This window comes from Rahnella aceris (genome assembly GCF_011684115.1).
GTDB classification, from domain to species: Bacteria; Pseudomonadota; Gammaproteobacteria; order Enterobacterales; family Enterobacteriaceae; genus Rahnella; species Rahnella aceris.
In genome coordinates this window covers 254850-272932 of the sequence record NZ_JAADJV010000005.1, presented here as the reverse complement: position 1 = coordinate 272932, position 18083 = coordinate 254850, and the positions used below count along the sequence as shown (strand labels likewise).

At 52.8% G+C, this 18083-nt stretch carries 18 protein-coding genes; 13 read left to right on the top strand and 5 right to left on the bottom strand.

Annotated features, from left to right (window positions below):
• The 7 genes from hflC (at position 1) to GW591_RS21490 (ending at position 8537) form a co-directional block, all read left to right on the top strand.
• Positions 1-999, top strand: a complete 999-nt coding sequence (hflC, locus tag GW591_RS21520) for a protease modulator HflC (RefSeq protein ID WP_013573766.1) — start codon at positions 1-3, stop codon at positions 997-999.
• A gap of 97 nt (positions 1000-1096) precedes the next feature.
• The gene (locus GW591_RS21515; RefSeq protein WP_013573767.1) at positions 1097-1297 is read left to right on the top strand and encodes a DUF2065 domain-containing protein; all 201 of its coding nucleotides are present in this window, start codon (positions 1097-1099) and stop codon (positions 1295-1297) included.
• 144 nt (positions 1298-1441) lie between these two features.
• A complete protein-coding gene (locus GW591_RS21510) occupies positions 1442-2740 on the top strand; it encodes an adenylosuccinate synthase (protein ID WP_013573768.1) in 1299 nt (432 codons plus the stop codon).
• Positions 2741-2967: 227 nt separating this feature from the next.
• Positions 2968-3393, top strand: coding sequence for a nitric oxide-sensing transcriptional repressor NsrR (gene nsrR / locus GW591_RS21505; protein WP_013573769.1), 426 nt, complete (start codon positions 2968-2970; stop codon positions 3391-3393).
• 41 nt (positions 3394-3434) lie between these two features.
• Positions 3435-5933, top strand: a complete 2499-nt coding sequence (gene rnr / locus GW591_RS21500; protein ID WP_112152034.1) for a ribonuclease R — start codon at positions 3435-3437, stop codon at positions 5931-5933.
• Positions 5934-6025: 92 nt separating this feature from the next.
• Entirely contained in the window at positions 6026-6769 is a 744-nt protein-coding gene (gene rlmB / locus GW591_RS21495; protein ID WP_014411562.1) for a 23S rRNA (guanosine(2251)-2'-O)-methyltransferase RlmB, read from the top strand.
• Positions 6770-6905: 136 nt separating this feature from the next.
• On the top strand, positions 6906-8537 hold the full coding sequence (locus tag GW591_RS21490; RefSeq protein ID WP_121020154.1) for an isovaleryl-CoA dehydrogenase: 1632 nt from the start codon (positions 6906-6908) through the stop codon (positions 8535-8537).
• On the opposite strand, the gene bsmA is transcribed toward GW591_RS21490, so the two are convergent.
• A complete protein-coding gene (bsmA, locus tag GW591_RS21485) occupies positions 8538-8849 on the bottom strand; it encodes a biofilm peroxide resistance protein BsmA (protein WP_166861353.1) in 312 nt (103 codons plus the stop codon).
• Positions 8850-8945: 96 nt separating this feature from the next.
• Positions 8946-10895: a methyl-accepting chemotaxis protein gene (locus GW591_RS21480; RefSeq protein WP_166861351.1), complete on the bottom strand. Its 1950-nt coding sequence runs from the start codon at positions 10893-10895 to the stop codon at positions 8946-8948.
• 279 nt (positions 10896-11174) lie between these two features.
• Here GW591_RS21480 and yjfP point away from each other — a divergent pair, with 279 nt between their 5' ends.
• The 5 genes from yjfP to rplI all read left to right on the top strand — a co-directional run bounded on the left by yjfP (position 11175) and on the right by rplI (position 13514).
• A complete protein-coding gene (yjfP, locus tag GW591_RS21475) occupies positions 11175-11924 on the top strand; it encodes an esterase (RefSeq protein WP_013573775.1) in 750 nt (249 codons plus the stop codon).
• 150 nt (positions 11925-12074) lie between these two features.
• Complete coding sequence (gene rpsF, locus GW591_RS21470; RefSeq protein WP_013573776.1) at positions 12075-12467, top strand: 30S ribosomal protein S6; 393 nt, start codon at positions 12075-12077, stop codon at positions 12465-12467.
• A gap of 5 nt (positions 12468-12472) precedes the next feature.
• Positions 12473-12790: a primosomal replication protein N gene (priB, locus tag GW591_RS21465; protein WP_013573777.1), complete on the top strand. Its 318-nt coding sequence runs from the start codon at positions 12473-12475 to the stop codon at positions 12788-12790.
• A gap of 4 nt (positions 12791-12794) precedes the next feature.
• Positions 12795-13022: a 30S ribosomal protein S18 gene (gene rpsR, locus GW591_RS21460; RefSeq protein WP_002210155.1), complete on the top strand. Its 228-nt coding sequence runs from the start codon at positions 12795-12797 to the stop codon at positions 13020-13022.
• Positions 13023-13061: 39 nt separating this feature from the next.
• Positions 13062-13514, top strand: a complete 453-nt coding sequence (rplI, locus tag GW591_RS21455) for a 50S ribosomal protein L9 (RefSeq protein WP_013573778.1) — start codon at positions 13062-13064, stop codon at positions 13512-13514.
• An 87-nt stretch (positions 13515-13601) separates the two neighbouring features.
• Here the strand turns inward: rplI and GW591_RS21450 are convergent, their stop codons facing one another.
• Entirely contained in the window at positions 13602-14312 is a 711-nt protein-coding gene (locus tag GW591_RS21450; RefSeq protein WP_013573779.1) for a LysM-like peptidoglycan-binding domain-containing protein, read from the bottom strand.
• Positions 14313-14567: 255 nt separating this feature from the next.
• On the opposite strand from GW591_RS21450, the gene fklB reads away from it, so the two are divergent.
• Positions 14568-15188, top strand: coding sequence for an FKBP-type peptidyl-prolyl cis-trans isomerase (gene fklB / locus GW591_RS21445; RefSeq protein WP_037034256.1), 621 nt, complete (start codon positions 14568-14570; stop codon positions 15186-15188).
• A gap of 65 nt (positions 15189-15253) precedes the next feature.
• On the opposite strand, the gene ytfE is transcribed toward fklB, so the two are convergent.
• Both ytfE and GW591_RS21435 read right to left on the bottom strand, forming a co-directional pair.
• A complete protein-coding gene (ytfE, locus tag GW591_RS21440; protein ID WP_013573781.1) occupies positions 15254-15919 on the bottom strand; it encodes an iron-sulfur cluster repair protein YtfE in 666 nt (221 codons plus the stop codon).
• Between the two features lie 123 nt (positions 15920-16042).
• Positions 16043-17992: a bifunctional 2',3'-cyclic-nucleotide 2'-phosphodiesterase/3'-nucleotidase gene (locus GW591_RS21435; RefSeq protein WP_153376581.1), complete on the bottom strand. Its 1950-nt coding sequence runs from the start codon at positions 17990-17992 to the stop codon at positions 16043-16045.
• Positions 17993-18083: the final 91 nt, after the last annotated feature.

The following is an 18083-nucleotide window of genomic DNA, read 5'->3' as shown; positions in this document are numbered from 1 at the left end:
ATGCGTAAGTCATTTTTACTTATCGTCGTTGTGGTGCTGGTGGCGCTTTATGCTTCACTGTTTGTTGTTCAGGAAGGTCAGCGCGGTATTGTGCTGCGCTTTGGTAAAGTCCTGCGTGACAGCGATAATAAACCGCTGGTGTATGCGCCGGGCCTGCATTTTAAAGTTCCATTCGTGGAATCCATTAAAATGCTCGACGCGCGTATCCAGACCATGGATAACCAGGCTGACCGCTTCGTCACCAGCGAGAAGAAAGACTTAATCGTCGATTCTTACCTGAAATGGCGTATCAGTGATTTCAGCCGCTACTACCTGGCAACAGGCGGTGGTGATGTATCTCAGGCAGAAATTCTGCTGAAACGTAAATTCAGTGACCGTCTGCGTTCTGAAATTGGTCGTCTTGATGTGAAAGATATCGTGACCGATTCCCGTGGCCGTCTGACGCTGGATGTGCGTGATGCCCTGAACACCGGTAGCGTAGGCGATGAGCCTGAAGCGACCACCGAAGCCGATGATGCGATTGCCTCTGCAGCAAAACGTGTTGAGCAGGAAACCAAAGGTAAACAACCTGCGGTGAACCCGAACAGCATGGCGGCATTGGGGATCGAAGTGGTGGATGTACGTCTGAAACAAATCAACTTGCCGGAAGAAGTGTCCAGCGCGATTTACGATCGTATGCGTGCTGAGCGTAATGCGGTGGCATTGCGTCACATCTCTCAGGGTAAAGAAGAGGCGACCAAAATTCAGGCTGCTGCGGATTACGAAAGAACCCGTACTGTTGCTGAAGCAGAGCGTACTGCCCGTATCACCCGCGGTGAAGGAGATGCCGAAGCGGCGAAACTGTTTGCTGATGCGTTCAGCCAGGATCCTGACTTCTACGCATTCATCCGTAGCCTGCGTGCTTACGAGGCCAGCTTTAAGAGCGGCAACGACGTCATGGTGTTAAGCCCTGACAGCGATTTCTTCCGCTTTATGAAGTCACCTGAAAAAAATAAATAATTGCTTCTGCAATTTCCAAAAGGCCCTTCAGGGGCCTTTTGTCTTTTCTGAAATCCTTCTTTCTTTTAAGGAAGGGGTGCAATGAGAACGATTCATCATGAATGCGACAATCTGGCTGGCGCTGGCCTTAGTTTTGGTTCTTGAAGGCCTGGGGCCGATGCTTTATCCAAAAACATGGCGAAAAATGATCCTCTCGCTGGCGAATCTTCCGGACACGGTTTTACGCCGTTTTGGCGGGGGTCTTGTGGTCGCAGGCTTCGTAATTTACTACATGTTGCGTAGTCGTCTGGGTGGATGAGGGTTTGTTACGCCGGGCTTGTCACGTCTCGCTGAGACCGGTAGCACGCAATTAAAATTTTTCCCGCAAACGTGTGCTAAAAGTGCTGGAAAGCACAGAATGAGATGTTAGAATCCTTTTTTAAGCAACCTGGTGATTCTTGAGATGGGTAAGAACGTCGTCGTACTCGGCACTCAATGGGGTGATGAAGGGAAAGGCAAGGTCGTAGACCTGCTTACTGAACGGGCTAAATATGTTGTGCGCTATCAGGGCGGTCACAACGCCGGTCACACTCTGGTTATCAACGGTGAAAAAACCGTTCTTCATTTAATTCCTTCTGGCATTCTGCGTGAAAACGTGACCAGCATCATCGGCAACGGTGTTGTACTGGCGCCTGACGCGTTGATGAAAGAAATGGGCGAACTTGAAGCTCGTGGCATCCCTGTACGCGAACGTCTGTTACTGTCTGAAGCTTGCCCGCTGATCCTGCCTTATCATGTCGCACTCGACATGGCGCGCGAAAAAGCGCGTGGCGATAAAGCGATCGGCACCACCGGTCGTGGCATCGGCCCGGCTTATGAAGATAAAGTAGCCCGTCGCGGTCTGCGCGTAGGCGATCTCTTCAACAAAGAAACTTTCGCTATCAAGCTGAAAGAAATCATCGAATACCATAACTTCCAGCTGGTGAACTACTACAAAGTAGAAGCCGTTGATTTCCAGAAAACGTTGGATGATGTGATGGCGATTGCCGACATCCTGACCGCAATGGTTGTTGACGTCTCTGAGCTGCTGGATGGCGCGCGTAAGCGTGGCGATCTGATCATGTTCGAAGGCGCGCAAGGTACGCTTCTGGACATCGACCACGGGACTTATCCGTACGTAACCTCTTCCAACACCACTGCTGGCGGCGTTGCTACCGGTTCAGGTATTGGTCCACGTTATGTTGATTATGTGCTCGGCATCGTGAAAGCCTACTCTACCCGCGTGGGTGCAGGTCCGTTCCCGACTGAACTGTTTGATGAAACCGGCGAGTTCCTGCGCAAGCAAGGTAACGAGTTTGGCGCGACCACTGGCCGTAGCCGTCGTTGTGGCTGGCTGGACATCGTGGCGGTTCGCCGCTCTGTGCAGATCAACTCCCTGTCTGGTTTTTGTCTGACTAAACTGGATGTGCTGGACGGTCTGAAAGAAGTGAAGCTGTGTGTCGGTTACCGCATGCCTGATGGCCGTGAAATGACGACTACACCGCTGGCTGCTGAAGGCTGGGAAGGTATCGAGCCAATCTACGAAATCATGCCCGGCTGGACCGAAACCACCTTTGGGGTGAAAGAAGTCGAAAACCTGCCGCAGGCAGCGCTTAACTATATCAAGCGTATCGAAGAGCTGACTGAAGTGCCGGTTGATATTATCTCTACTGGCCCGGATCGTAGCGAAACGATGATTCTGCGTGACCCGTTTGATGCATAACAGTCAGAGCTGATTGTGTAAAAACGTCATAACCGGGCAAAATTGCCCGGTTTATTTTTTTCTGAATCCCTTCACTTGTTTACTTTCCATAAACCATCCACTATCTAAATGATTAGCTGCAAAGTTCGCGGCTGGTTTATCATCAAAGTGTCATAATAAACAATCATCTTCACCCTGTTGTCATTGCTGGCGTGGAAAGACCGGGTAATAGCTACCCAGAGGTATGTGTGCAGTTAACGAGTTTTACTGATTATGGTTTGAGAGCGTTGATTTATATGGCTTCGTTGCCTGACGATCAGATGACCAACATTTCGCAGGTCACCGAGGTTTACGGTGTATCGCGCAACCACATGGTGAAAATCATTAATCAGTTGAGCCGTGCTGGTCTGGTCACTGCCGTTCGCGGAAAGAACGGAGGTATCAAACTGGGCAAGCCCGCAGAGACCATTCGCATTGGCGACGTGGTGCGCGAACTGGAACCTCTTTCGCTGGTCAATTGCGCCAGCGACTTTTGTCACATCACGCCTGCATGCCGACTAAAACAAGTCCTGCACACTGCTGTAGAACATTTTCTTGATGAGCTGAATCAGTACACTCTGGCCGATATGGTCAAAGACAACTCAACGCTCTATAAATTATTGCTTGTTGAATGAAAGACTTTCAACAAACTGCTGATGACAACGGAGGAACCGCTATGTCACAAGATCCATTCCTGGAACGAGAAGCAGAAAAATACGAATCACCTATTCCCAGCCGTGAATTTATTCTGGAACATCTCGCGAAACGTGAAACCCCAGCCAGCCGGGAAGAAATTGGTAACGAACTGAATCTTTCCGGAGAAGAAGCGCTGGAAGCCCTGCGTCGCCGTTTGCGCGCAATGGAGCGTGACGGCCAGTTAGTCTTTACCCGCCGCCAGTGCTACGCGCTGCCGGAGCGTCTGGACTTGCTGAAAGGCACGGTTATCGGCCATCGTGATGGTTACGGTTTCCTGCGCCTGGAAGGCGTGAAGAAAGACGATGTGTATTTGTCTGCTGAACAAATGAAAATGTGCATCCACGGTGACGTGGTCCTGGCACAACCAGTTGGAACCGACCGTAAAGGCCGCCGTGAAGCGCGCATCGTGCGTGTTCTGGTGCCTAAAATGAGCCAGATTGTGGGCCGTTACTTTACCGATGCGGGTGCCGGTTTTGTGGTACCCGACGACAGTCGTCTGAGCTTTGATATTCTGATCCCGGCCGATGCCATTAACGGCGCACGCATGGGATATATGGTGGTGGTCGAGCTGACACAGCGTCCGACCCGCCGTACCAAAGCGGTCGGTAAAATCGTTGAAGTCCTCGGCGATAAAATGGGCACCAGTATGGCGGTAGATATCGCCCTGCGTACCCATGAAATCCCGCACGTCTGGCCGCCACAGGTTCTCAAACAGGTCGAAGACCTGAGCGAACAGGTGCCGGAAGAAGCGAAAAAAGGTCGCGTGGATTTACGCAATCTGCCGCTGGTCACCATTGATGGTGAAGATGCCCGTGACTTCGATGACGCCGTGTACTGTGAGAAAAAACGTGGTGGTGGCTGGCGCCTGTGGGTGGCAATCGCCGACGTGAGCTATTACGTCCGTCACGGCACCGCGCTGGACGATGAAGCCCGCAGCCGCGCTACGTCGGTGTATTTCCCGTCACAGGTTGTGCCGATGCTGCCGGAAGTGCTGTCTAATGGCCTGTGTTCGCTGAACCCGCAGGTAGACCGCCTGTGTATGGTCTGTGAGATGACTATCTCCGCGCAGGGCAAACTGACCAGCTCTAAATTCTACGAAGCCGTGATGAGCTCTCACGCGCGTCTGACATACAACAAAGTCTGGCGCATCATCGAAGGCGATCCGGAACTGCGCGAGCAATATTCGCCGCTGGTTAAGCATCTGCTTGAACTGCACACCATGTACAAAGTGCTGGATCAGGCGCGTGCAGAACGTGGCGGTATCGCGTTCGAAACCGAAGAAGCGAAATTTATCTTCAATGCTGAGCGTCGTATCGAACGTGTCGAACCGACCGTACGTAACGATGCCCACAAACTGATCGAAGAGTGCATGATCATGGCGAACATTGCTGCGGCGCGTTTTGTTGAAAAACATAACGAACCGGCGCTGTTCCGCGTGCATGACCGTCCAAGCGATGACCATATCTCCGCGCTGAAAAGCGTGCTGGGTGAATTGGGTCTGGTGATGGGCGGCGGCATGAAGCCTGAGCCGAAAGATTATGCTCAGATCATGGATGAACTGGCCGATCGTCCTGACCGCGAAATGCTGCAAACTATGTTGCTGCGTTCAATGAAACAGGCGATTTACGATCCGGAAAACCGTGGCCACTTTGGTCTGGCATTGCCTTCTTACGGGCATTTTACGTCGCCAATCCGTCGTTATCCGGATCTGGCATTGCACCGCGCGATCAAGTATCTGCTGGCGAAAGAGCACGGCACGTTGAAAGATCGCTGGACGCCAACCGGCGGCTGGCACAGTGATTACGAAGATATGTTGCAGCTCGGCGAGCATTGTTCGATGGCAGAACGCCGCGCGGACGAAGCCACCCGCAACGTGGCGGACTGGCTGAAGTGCGACTTCATGCAAGATCATGTGGGTGAAGTCTTCACCGGCATTATCGCCAGTGTCACCGGCTTCGGCTTCTTCGTCCGCCTCAACGATCTGTTCATCGACGGCCTGGTGCACGTGTCATCGCTCGACAATGATTATTACCGTTACGATAACATCGGTCAGCGTCTGGTGGGTGAATCCTCCGGTGCGGTTTATCGCCTGGGCGATACGGTAGAAATTCGTGTTGAAGCCGTGCATATGGACGAACGTAAAATCGATTTCGCGCTGGTTTCCAGCACCCGCAAAGCACGGGGTGAAGGCAAAACCGCGCGTGACCGCGCGAAAAAAGGTGGCGAACGTACCATGCGTTCTGCCGCGCCAGCTAATGCTGGCCGTCGCCGTACTGCTAAGAAAAACGTGAATTTTGAGCCGGACAGCGCGTTCCGCAAAGATGACGCAAAACCAGCCAAACCGAAGAAAGAGAAAGCGGTCAGTGCTGTGGGTAAAGACGGTAAACCGAAGAAAGCCAAAAAGCCTTCTGACAAAACTGCAAAAATTGCGGCGGCCACCAGAGCCAAACGCGCGAAGAAAAAGCAGTCTGACAGCTAGTCCTTTCTGACGATTCTTCTATGATAGAATCGTCTGTAACCTTACTAAATTGCGGACAGCTTGCTGTCCGCAAGTCTATTTTAAAGAGCATCATGAGCGAAATTATCTACGGTATTCACTCCGTTAAAGCCTTACTCGACAACGATCCGCAACGCTTTCTGGAAGTCTTTATCCTGAAAGGCCGTGACGATAAACGCCTGAAACCGCTGATCGACGAGCTGGAAGCCAGCGGTATCGTGATCCAGGTGGCGAGCCGCCAGTGGCTGGATGAGAAATCCGAAGGTGCTGTGCATCAGGGGATTATTGCGCGTGTGCGCGAAGGCCGCCAGTATCAGGAAAATGACCTGCCTGCGTTGCTGGAAAGCCTCGATTGTCCGTTCCTGCTGGTGCTGGATGGCGTAACGGATCCACATAACCTGGGTGCCTGTCTGCGTACCGCGGATGCGGCGGGTGTTCACGCGGTGATTGTTCCGCGCGACCGTTCCGCGAAACTGAACGCCACCGCCAAAAAAGTTGCCAGCGGCGCCGCTGAAAACGTGCCGTTGATCAACGTGACCAATCTGGCGCGTACGTTGCGCGTATTGCAGGAACATAATGTCTGGATCGTCGGCACGGCCGGTGAAGCGGATCATGACCTGTTCCAGAGTAAAATGACCGGCCCGATGGCGCTGGTGATGGGCGCAGAAGGCGAAGGTATGCGCCGTCTGACCCGCGAACATTGCGACGAACTGATCAGCATCCCGATGGCGGGGAGCGTCTCTTCCCTGAATGTTTCCGTAGCCACCGGTGTTTGCCTGTTCGAAGCGGTACGTCAGCGCGGCCTGAAGAAAAGCTGATTGTCGTTTATTGATCCGCTGATTAAACGGGAGCCTCAGGGCTCCCGTTTGCATTTCTGCCTTTGTGATCTGTCCGCCTGTTAATTTCCCGATTTTTACCATACTTACGCCATATCCTTTTAACAGGGAGCAGGCGATGGACTGGGAAACACACCGGGTTTTCAATCAACCCAAACCACTGAGTAACAGCAATTTATTCCTTTCCGACACCCCGTTGCGCGAAGCGGTTTCCCGCCAGCAGGCGGGCTGGGATGCCGATGTCCTGGCGTCCCTCGGGCAGCAGTTAGGCTCTGCAGAATCGCTGGAGCTGGGAAGGCTGGCGAATACCAATCCGCCCGATCTTTTGCGTTATGACACCACCGGTGAACGTCTTGATGACGTGCGTTTCCATCCTGCGTGGCATCTGCTGATGCAAGGGTTGATCGCCAACCGCGTGCACAATTTACCCTGGCAGGAAGATGCGCGTATCGGCTCGGTGGTGGCGCGTGCGGCGCGTTTTATTCTTCACGGTCAGGTTGAAGCGGGGACGTTATGCCCGGTGACGATGACATTTGGCGCGATCCCGTTGCTGCAAAAATATCTGCCGCCGGAGTTCAGTGGCTGGATGAAACCGCTGTTATCTGACCGTTATGATCCGCATCTGCAATCCGGCGATCAGAAGAAAGGCGTGCTGATCGGCATGGGCATGACGGAAAAACAGGGCGGCTCGGACGTGCTCAGCAACACCACGCGGGCGACGGCGCTGGAAGGACGCGGCAGCGGAAAACCTTATCATCTGGTGGGCCACAAATGGTTCTTCTCCGTGCCGCAAAGCGATGCGCATCTGGTGCTGGCGCAGACTGATGGCGGACTGTCCTGCTTCTTTCTGCCGCGCGTATTGCCCGACGGAACGCGCAATGCGATCCGCATCGAACGCCTGAAAGACAAATTGGGTAACCGTTCGAACGCCAGCAGCGAAGTGGAGTTTCAGAATGCCACCGGCTGGCTGCTGGGCGAAGAAGGCGAGGGCGTCCGCCATATCCTGAAAATGGGCGGTCATACGCGCTTTGACTGCGCGCTGGGAAGCCACGCTATGATGCGCCGGGCGTTGTCGGTTGCGCTGTACCACGCCTTCCAGCGGCAGGTTTTTGGTAAACCGCTTATCGAACAACCGCTGATGCGCCAGACGCTGAGCCGCATGGCGCTGTTGCTGGAAGGGCAGACGATGTTGCTGATGCGTCTGGCCACGGCGTCCGATGCGCAGGATAATCCGGCGGAACAATTGTTATGCCGCCTGCTGACGCCCGCTGCAAAGTTCGAAGTGTGCCGCCAGGGGATGCCGTTTGTGGCAGAGGCGATGGAAGTGTTGGGAGGGATTGGCTATTGCGAAGACAGCGAATTGCCGCGTTTGTACCGCGAAATGCCGGTCAACAGTATCTGGGAAGGATCGGGAAACGTTATGTGTCTTGATGTGCTGCGCACGCTGAAAAAACTGCCTGCCAGCGCGGAAATGGTTCAGCAGATTTTGCATCAGGCGCGCGGACAAAACCGCGTCTTTGACCGGGCGTCGCGCCAGTTTTTACAACGGTTGCGCAGGCCGGAAGAAGCGCAGGGGCGCTGGCTTACCGGTCAGCTATTTAACCTGCTGACCGCGACGCAAATGCTGGAGTTTGCGTCGCCACCGCTAGCAGACGCGTGGTGCCGTATGGTGCTTGATCCGCGTGGAGAAACGCTGTTGCCGGAACGTTTGTGCCAGTTGTTGCTTAACCGGGCGATCGGCGCTGAATAATCAGCGGTAGAGTGTGGCCTGTGAATACCAGCGGCCGGGAATAATAGTTTCGCTGTTAAACATGATCACGTAGTAATGCGCACCCGCCGCATCGGCGCGGCGCTGCACTTCTGCTTCTGCATCCATCGGACTGCCAATCACATCGACCGTGATGCTGCCAATTTTGGTGAGAGTGGAAGTCTGCGCACGGGTAATTTCCTGCGCTTTGGTTGTCACGGCAGGCGGCGGAACCGGCGTGATTTGCATCAGATTACTGCAACCGCTTAGCGCAACCAGTAACAACAGCGCAGCGGAGATTCGGAGGGATTTCATCGTGATATCCGGTAAAAGGGCGATACCCTGAAGTGTAGCCCTTTCACCGGTGTGCTGGCGAGTCCGCGCGGTGTATATTGCCGCGCAATTCACGTCTTACCGTTCGGAAATTTTAAAGACGCTGACCAGTTGTGAGAGATGGCGGCCTTGTTCGCTGAGCGCCGCCGCAGTTTGCTGTGAATTCTCCACCAGCGTGGCGTTCTCCTGCGTCGCTTTACCAATCTGCATAATGGCAATGTTTACCTGTGAAATACCGGACGACTGCTCGTGCGAGGCCAGATCGATATCGCTCATCAGCACTTTGACCTGGCGAATACCCTGCAAAATATCGTTCATGTTTATCTGCGTTTTGGCTGCACTCTGGTGGCCGTCCTCGACTTTGCTCAGGGAATCCGCGACCAGATTTTCAATCTCCTTCACCGCATTTGAACTGCGCTGTGCCAGCGCCCGGACTTCTGCAGCGACAACCGCGAATCCGCGCCCGTGCTCACCGGCTCTGGCGGCTTCTACGGCGGCGTTAAGGGCCAGAATATTGGTCTGGAAGGCGATGCCCTCGATGACGGTCGTGATATCCGCGATACGCGTTGAGGCGTGCTTAATGGCCTCCATGCTCTCAACCGACTGATTTACTGCATCAGCACCGACAGTGGCCGCTTTGTCGGTCTGTTGCACCAGTTGAGTGGCCTGTGTGGCATTGTCCGCCGTGTTCTGTACGGTAGCGGTGATCTGCTCCATGCTGGCTGAGGTTTCTTCCAGACTGCTGGCTTGCGTGCCGATCTGATGATTAATCTGCTCGCTGTCGTGCGCAAGTCCTTGCGTATTCATCATAATTTCAGAGGAAACCTGCCGGACTTCACCGACAATTTTTTCCAGCCCGTGGCCGATGCCGTCGATCGCATGCATCAGGGCACCAATTTCATCAACACGCTGGGTTTCAGCCCGCGCGCGCAGGTCACCGCTGGCATATTGTTGTGCAATACTCACGACGTCGCTCAGCGGGCGGCTGACCAGCTTGCGCGTCAGCCAGATAAACAGTGCAGCGAAACATGCCAGCGCCAGCAGGCTCACCATCAGGAAGTGATTACGCGTGCTGTTGACCTGTTCCACCAGGCTGTTTTTATCGGTACTGCCGACCACCACCCAATGCCAGGCCGGCACATTCGCATATACCATGAATTGCTGATGCTGGCTGGTTGCGTCAGTGTATTCACGCTGGCCTTTTGGCTGTGACATGACCTGCTGCAGTTCGCCTTCAGGCCACGCTGGCGTTTTTCCTTCATCAGTGAAATGCACCAGATATTTACCGAGATCTTTACCGGGTGCGCTGTTCAGCACAAAGAAATAGCCTTTCTCGCCAATGCGTTTGGACAGGATCTTCTGGCGCATATCAGCATATTCCTGGGTGATATCGACACCCACAAATAAAATCCCAATCACGCTGCCCTGCGTATCGCGCACCGGCTGATATTTGGTGATGTATTTCTTGCCGAACAGTGTCGCCAGCCCGTTGAAGGATTGTCCGGCCATAATCTGTGCGTAAGCCGGGCTGCTACTGTCGAGTAAGGTGCCGATGGCGCGGGTGCCGTCCTGTTTTTTCAGGGACGTGGTTACGCGGATAAAGTCATCGCCGCGGCGTGCAAACACTGTGGAAATTGCGCTGGTGCGCGCCAGAAAATCATCGGGGATTTTGCTATCCAGATTCAGTGGCGTACCGCCTGCTTTTATGACAGGTGCTGACTGATCGCCCACCATTATCGGGCTGGTAGTATCAAGTTCGAAATCCGATGGCAGAAAATGGCTGAACAGACGCGTATAGCTGTCCACTTCCGCATTCAGGCTGGCATTGTACATTTCGATCATGTCTACCACCCCGGTCACCTGCTCGGAAATGGCGTTAACGGCCAGTTCATTGACCTGCTTTCCGGCGGAGTGAGTCAGTGACAAAGTGAAAATAATAAATAAGGAACCGACCAGCAGGGAGGCGATGCTGGCCAGTTTTGCGCCAATGCTCCACCGTCGAAATGAGCGTTTTGATGCCGTTTTCATGGGTTTTTCCCGTTAGCTTCTGATAGCGCACTAACGGCGGAGAACGGGAAAGGATTAACGATCAAATGTAACTATTTATTTCATGTAAAATTGATCTGAATCAATGAAATAAATATAAACATGTGAATTTGAATTAAGGTCAGCCAACTGAAAAATGCGGATTTTGAATAACGGGTTATAAATCATACGAAAAAGGTTGTGGTCGCCGTTTTGCAGACCCGTAGAATGTCAAAACTCACAGAGGCCGATATTTTTTCTAAATGCACAGGGGAAAGCACGATGGTTGAGATGTACGAAGAAAATATTGAAGGGATCCAGATCATTCATGCCGTGCCAGCCGGACAGTATCAGCAACAACTTCCGACGATTTTTTTCTATCATGGTTTTCTGTCTTCCAAAGAGATTTACTCATATTTCGGCTACACGCTGGCAAAGGCGGGTTTTCGCGTGATATTGCCTGATGCATTAATGCACGGTGCGCGCGCAGAAAACGACGAAGCGCGATGTCTGGCGAATTTCTGGAGCATTTTGCAGAACAACATTGATGAACTGGCGTGTCTGAAAGACGAGTTTGTCGGACGCGGTCTGGCGGATCCGCAGCGTTTAGGCGTCGCTGGCGTTTCGATGGGGGGCATGACCACCATGGCGGCGCTGATCAAATTCCCATGGATTAAAGCGGCGGCTAACCTGATGGGCTCTGGTTATTTCGCGCGTTTATCTCACCACCTTTTTCCAGCTTACAACGCCGGTGGCATTGTGCAGCGTGACGTATTTGAACGCGAAATCGCGCCTTTGCTGAGTCTGGATTTCACCGGGAAAGCGGCGTTAATCGCAGATATTCCGTTGTTTGTCTGGCACGGTGAAGAAGATGATGTGGTGCCTTTTGCTGAAAGCCAGCGCTTGCGGCAGGAACTGGCTGAAAGCGGTGCAGATGATAATCTGACCTTTATTTCTGAAGCTGGCGCGAAGCATAAAGTCTCGGTTCATGCGCTGGCAGAAGTCACGGCATTCTTCGCTGCAAAGCTGTAGAGAAATTAATCTGCCTTTCTCCTTGAGTTTCCCACAGGCTGTACATATAATTGCGCGTCATTTTTTCGACCGCACACAAACACGTTCCTTGCTTCCATGGGCCGCGGTTGACCCTGACAGGAGGCTGAATAATCCGTAAGGAGCAATTCGATGCGTCATTACGAAATCGTTTTTATGGTTCACCCTGACCAAAGCGAACAGGTTCCGGGCATGATCGAGCGTTACAGTGCAGTAATCACTAACGCAGCTGGTCAGATTCACCGTCTGGAAGACTGGGGCCGCCGTCAACTGGCTTACCCGATCAACAAACTGCACAAAGCCCACTACGTTCTGCTGAACGTTGAAGCTCCGCAGGAAGCGATCGATGAGCTGGAAACTAACTTCCGCTTCAACGACGCCGTTATCCGTAGCATGGTTATGCGTACTAAACACGCGGTAACTGAAGCATCTCCAATGGTTAAAGCAAAAGACGAGCGTCGTGATCGCCGCGAAGACTTTGCTGAAGCTAACGATGATGCTGAAGCTGGGGATTCTGAAGAGTAATTGCCGTGACGGCGAATCGTCTGGTGTTGTCGGGCACTGTGTGCAAGACCCCCATTCGTAAAGTCAGTCCTTCGGGCATTCCACACTGCCAGTTTGTGCTAGAGCACAAATCGTCGCAGCAGGAAGCCGGATTTAACCGACAAGCATGGTGCAGAATGCCCGTGGTTGTCAGTGGACAAGCGTCACAAGCATTAACTCACAGTATAACGGTCGGCACGCAACTCACTGTGACCGGATTCATTAGCTGCCATCAAGGGCGCAATGGTCTGAATAAAGTGGTGTTACATGCCGAGCAGATTGATTTGATAGATTCTGGAGACTAGCCTAATGGCACGTTATTTCCGTCGTCGCAAGTTCTGCCGTTTCACCGCGGAAGGCGTTGTAGAGATTGATTACAAAGACATCGCTACACTGAAAAACTACATTACCGAAAGCGGTAAAATTGTCCCGAGCCGTATTACCGGTACTCGTGCAAAATACCAGCGTCAGCTCGCTCGTTGCATCAAGCGCGCTCGCTACCTTTCATTGTTGCCATACACTGATCGTCATCAGTAATCGGCCACTGTCTATTAACGACTTTGAGAGGATAAAGTAATGCAAGTTATTCTGCTTGATAAAGTAGCAAACCTGGGCAGCCTGGGTGATCAAGTTAACGTTAAAGCGGGCTACGCTCGTAACTTCCTGGTACCACAGGGCAAAGCTGTTCCTGCTACCAAGAAAAACGTTGAGTTCTTCGAAGCACGTCGTGCAGAACTGGAAGCCAAACTGGCTGACGTTCTGAACGCTGCTGAAGCTCGCGCAACTAAAATCAACGAACTGGGTTCAGTAACCATCGCGTCTAAATCAGGCGACGAAGGCAAACTGTTCGGCTCTATCGGTACTCGCGATATTGCTGATGCAGTAACTGCTGCTGGCGTTGAAGTTGCTAAAAGCGAAGTTCGTTTGCCGAATGGCGTTCTGCGTACCACTGGTGAACACGAAGTTGAGTTCCAGGTACACAGCGACGTATTCGCTAAACTGAACGTAGTTGTGGTTGCTGAAGCGTAATAGCGCTGAAGTTAACCTGTGAAACGCCGGCCATGTGCCGGCGTTTTGCTTTTCTGCATGATGAACAATGCAAAGATAAGAAGCCGATCAGTTACCGCGCTGGAAACTGCCGTCCGGCTGACGGGTAAACGTCACGGTAACATTTTGATCCGTTGTCACTTGCAGGGCCATGACCATCCCCTGCGCATCACGCTGTATCTTCACTTCCTGCCCGGTTTTCAGGGTACTCAGCGGTTTGTCCGCCCCTTCTACCCGTGCCATCGAAAATACGTCATTTACTGCCATATTATTATCGCGGAACAACTGCGCCAGCGTCTGACCCGACTGCACCTGATAACTGCGCCACGTGCCGCTGTTGTCATTACTCTGCGGCTGAACAGGCTCAGGCTGCGCCATTTGCGTTGTGCGGCCCTGATCGTTACGCAAATCGGCCTGCATCGGGATACTTGCCGGTTGTTGCGGTTGCGACGGCGCATAGGTGTTTTCTGGCGTATAGGGCCACAGTAATGCCAGCAGGATGACCAGCACAGCCAGAATAATGCCGCGGCGGTGCGCATACGGCAGGGGCGACAACCAGTGGAAATCGTCGCTCATGTGCCAGATTTTGCTCAGCAGCGTTTTGCCCCGGGCGGCGGCGGAAGTACCGGTTTCCGTTTCTGCAGAAGTGATTTCACTCTCGCTTTCACTCTGCGGTGCTGTGGTGTCTCGCATCGGCCTTTTCATAATGGCAATCCAGGATCTCAACATGGGTTGATAAATACGGATGGCTTTCCTTCTCCTGGGCGGGATTCTGCCCATGACGACCTCTCTTGTTAACTGTCGTAATGTCGACTGCCTGTTGCTGCCTAGTATAGCCGTTTAACTGCTTGATGCGGAAAGGGACAAAGCACAAATATCACCCGAACGATGTCGTGAATGGCGTCAAATGCGAAAAATTTACCGAAAAGGGAAAGGAACTGCGCCTGCCGTCATGTTGCCTCACAGAGAATTTTACCCAAAAGCCTTGCGCTGCTATGCTGCGCGTTCGACATTTTTAAGAGCTAAGGAAATTTCATGACTACCCCTTCATTTGACAGCGTAGAAGCGCAGGCAAGTTACGGTATCGGCCTGCAGGTCGGTCAACAGTTGCAGGAATCAGGTTTGCAGGGTTTAGAGCCTGACGCACTGCTGGCAGGCTTACGCGACGCGCTGGAAGGGAATACGCCAGCCGTTCCTGTTGATGTGGTTCACCGCGCACTGCGTGAAGTCCACGAACGTGCTGATGCTGTTCGTCGTGAACGCCAGGAAGCTCTGGCTGTTCAGGGTCAGGAATTCCTGGCTGCAAATGCACAGCGCGAAGGCGTGAGCAGCACCGAGTCTGGTCTGCAATTCTCTGTCATCACCCAGGGCGAAGGCACCATTCCGGGCCGTCAGGATCGCGTACGTGTTCATTACACCGGTAAACTGATCGACGGTACCGTGTTTGACAGCTCCGTACAGCGTGGCGAGCCGGCTGAATTCCCGGTCAATGGCGTGATCGCGGGCTGGATCGAAGCACTGACCCTGATGCCTGTCGGTTCTAAGTGGGAGCTGTATATCCCGCATAACCTGGCTTACGGCGAACGTGGCGCGGGGGCTTCCATCCCTCCATACAGCGCGCTGATCTTCGAAGTTGAGCTGTTGGAAATTCTGTAATTCCTTCCGGATAGCAGAAACAAGAAAGGGCGCATATGCGCCCTTTTTTACCTCTGAAACCTGAATTATTCGCCACGCAGCGCGCGCGGGAACAACAGGTTGTTTTCCAGATGGATATGCTCCATCAGGTCGGTGATGAATTCGTTGATCCCGGCGTACAGCGCCCGCCAGGTCACACACGCCCCTTCCGGCGGCGTCACGTTATTGGTCAGACGTTTAATCTCTTCAAGAATCTGCCCCGCATCATCGTGCTCACGTTCCATGACTGAAATCGGACCGGCAGCCTGACGGCCCATTCCGCCGCGGATCATCGGGAACAGGATCTGTTCTTCTTTCATCATGTGGCTGGTCAGTTCTTCCAGAATCAGTTGCAGCTGAACCGCCAGACCATGGGGGCAAGGCAATTTGTCACCGTGTACCCGTTCCACTTTCTCTGCCATCAGAACCAGTTCAGGCAACTCCTGACGGTGGCGGTCATGGTAGCGAGGAATAATAAAATCGATGATTTGCGCCAGCGGTGCGGTTTTCCAGTCAGTGGAGGTATCCGGCAGCCGGGCAATTTCAGCAATCTGCTGTTCGATGAGATCAATATCCAGCTCTTTTTTGGTGACGGCGCGCAGCAGGGTTTGTTTACCGCCACAGCAGAAATCGAGATCGTACTGACGGAACAGACGGGTAGCGCGCGGAATGGCAACAGCCAGAGCGCCAAGGGGTTGGTCGCGATAGTCCATGATGAAGCCTCGTTAAATGAAAGAATTTATAACATGTATTATAAATACATGTTTAAGGCGCGGCTATAGCTCAAAGGAAGTACAGAAAGAAAAAACGCCCCGGGCGGGGCGTTTGACAGGGCATTATTTTTGCAAATCGACCTGATAAATCTCAAAACCTATGGCATCGGTGCCTTTGGCCATCATCGGGTATTGCGCGTGAGACTGAATAAAGGCCGCCGCTTTGTCGCCAGGAGACGTTTCGAAACGGATATCCAGCGGTTGCGGTGCTGCAATTTTCGCCAGCTTCCAGTTGTTGTCCGCCGTTGGCGTGACCGCGCCTGCTTTTTTGGTTTCGGCACTGATGTACGCCGCAACCACGGAACGGTTTTCATCCGGTGACGCGAAAGCAATGTGTTTATCGCCGGTGCCTGCGAATTTTCCGCCGTAAGCCCGGTAATTATTCGTGGCGACCAGGAAGGTGGCTTTCAGGTCTATCGGCTTACCGTTGTAGGTCAGGTTTTTAATGCGTTCTGCATCTTTATTAATCAGTGCGCATTCACCATCGAATTTTGCCGGCTGGCTGACATCAACTTCATATTTCACGCCGTCGATAACGTCAAAATTATAAGTACGGAAGCCATCCCAGTTGATCAGCGGTTGTGGTTTGGTGCTGTGAATATCGATCTGATTAAACTGTCCGGCAGAACATTCCAGCCAGTCTTTGACTTCCTGTCCGGTGACTTTCATCACCACCAGTGTATTTGGATACAGATACAAATCTGCCGCATTGCGGAAAGTCAGCTCGCCTTTTTCCACTTCCACGAAACTGGCCGGATCGTTTTTACGTCCGCCGACTTTAAAGGGTGCAGCAGCAGAAAGTACCGGCAGATCGGCTAAATCCGGGTCGCCCTGAATGAAATGTTCGGTATAGGCTTTCTGCGCATTATTGACGATTTGTACCGTCGGGTCGTCCTGAACCAGTGCCAGATAGCTGTACATGTTGTCGGTGGATTTGCCGATTGGCTTACTGACAAATTTACGTGTTGCGTCATGAGAAGGGGCGAGCACTTTCACCAGACTCTGATCTTCCGCCGCCAGAGATTTCTTCTGCTCTTTATCGTAAATCGGGCGCGCTTCAGCTTTAGCCGTTTCGACTTTCCAGCTGCCACTGTCGTTGTTCAGCACCATATCCACGACACCAAGATGGTCGCCCCACATGCCGGGCATCACGGCAGGAACACCATTCAGCGTGCCTTGTCTGATGTCCGCGCCTTTGATGCTGGCGAATTCCTCACTCGGGAAAACCGCGTGCGCATGGCCGAACATAATGGCGTCGATGCCTTTCACCTGGCTCAGGTAATACACCGAGTTTTCTGCCATGGTTTTGTATGGGTCGCCGGAAAGACCAGAGTGCGGGATGGCGACAATGATGTCGGCACCTTGCTTACGCATTTCGGGGATCCACTTTTTAGCGGTTTCGGTGATATCCGCCACAGTGACTTTGCCTTGCAGATTAGCTTTGTCCCAGACCATGATTTGCGGCGGCACGAAACCGATATAGCCGATGCGGAGATTATGGGTTTTACCTTCCCGGTCTTTTACCGCGTTATCGGTGATCAGGAATGGTGTGAACAGCGGCTTACCGGTTTTATCATCAATGACGTTGGCATTTACGTAAGGAAACTTCGCCCCGGCCAGCGCTTTTTTCAGATAATCCAGACCGTAGTTAAATTCGTGATTACCGAGATTACCGACCGCATAATCGAGTGTATTCATCGCCAGATAAACAGGATGGACGTCGCCCTGTTTCAGGCCTTTCGCCGCCATGTAATCGCCCAGCGGGCTGCCCTGTATGATGTCGCCGTTATCGACTAATACTGAGTTGGTGACTTCGTTCCGTGCCGCATGGATCAGGCTCGCGGTGCGCACCAGTCCAAATTTATCGGTCGGTTTATCTTTGTAGTAATCGAAGTCCATCATGTTGCTGTGCAGGTCCGTGGTTTCCATAATGCGCAGATCCACCTGTGACGCCTGAACGGATGCTGCCGTCAGTACCGCCAGCAGGGATAACGTCAGATGACGTTTATTCATTGCCTTGCCTCCAGAGAAAGGGATGATGCCCGTAAGAGAAAACCGGATATGTATCTCAAAATTTGCTGAGAATGTAATCAGTTGTCATGGA

Coding starts and splice junctions, on each gene's coding strand:
- GW591_RS21490 (WP_121020154.1), top strand. CDS start 6,906: ATGGACTGGGAAACACACCGGGTTTTCAATCAACCCAAACCACTGAGT.
- GW591_RS21480 (WP_166861351.1), bottom strand. CDS start 10,895: ATGAAAACGGCATCAAAACGCTCATTTCGACGGTGGAGCATTGGCGCA.
- yjfP (WP_013573775.1), top strand. CDS start 11,175: ATGGTTGAGATGTACGAAGAAAATATTGAAGGGATCCAGATCATTCAT.
- GW591_RS21515 (WP_013573767.1), top strand. CDS start 1,097: ATGAATGCGACAATCTGGCTGGCGCTGGCCTTAGTTTTGGTTCTTGAA.
- GW591_RS21450 (WP_013573779.1), bottom strand. CDS start 14,312: ATGGGCAGAATCCCGCCCAGGAGAAGGAAAGCCATCCGTATTTATCAA.
- rplI (WP_013573778.1), top strand. CDS start 13,062: ATGCAAGTTATTCTGCTTGATAAAGTAGCAAACCTGGGCAGCCTGGGT.
- GW591_RS21510 (WP_013573768.1), top strand. CDS start 1,442: ATGGGTAAGAACGTCGTCGTACTCGGCACTCAATGGGGTGATGAAGGG.
- GW591_RS21435 (WP_153376581.1), bottom strand. CDS start 17,992: ATGAATAAACGTCATCTGACGTTATCCCTGCTGGCGGTACTGACGGCA.
- rpsF (WP_013573776.1), top strand. CDS start 12,075: ATGCGTCATTACGAAATCGTTTTTATGGTTCACCCTGACCAAAGCGAA.
- ytfE (WP_013573781.1), bottom strand. CDS start 15,919: ATGGACTATCGCGACCAACCCCTTGGCGCTCTGGCTGTTGCCATTCCG.
- rlmB (WP_014411562.1), top strand. CDS start 6,026: ATGAGCGAAATTATCTACGGTATTCACTCCGTTAAAGCCTTACTCGAC.
- rnr (WP_112152034.1), top strand. CDS start 3,435: ATGTCACAAGATCCATTCCTGGAACGAGAAGCAGAAAAATACGAATCA.
- rpsR (WP_002210155.1), top strand. CDS start 12,795: ATGGCACGTTATTTCCGTCGTCGCAAGTTCTGCCGTTTCACCGCGGAA.
- bsmA (WP_166861353.1), bottom strand. CDS start 8,849: ATGAAATCCCTCCGAATCTCCGCTGCGCTGTTGTTACTGGTTGCGCTA.
- hflC (WP_013573766.1), top strand. CDS start 1: ATGCGTAAGTCATTTTTACTTATCGTCGTTGTGGTGCTGGTGGCGCTT.
- fklB (WP_037034256.1), top strand. CDS start 14,568: ATGACTACCCCTTCATTTGACAGCGTAGAAGCGCAGGCAAGTTACGGT.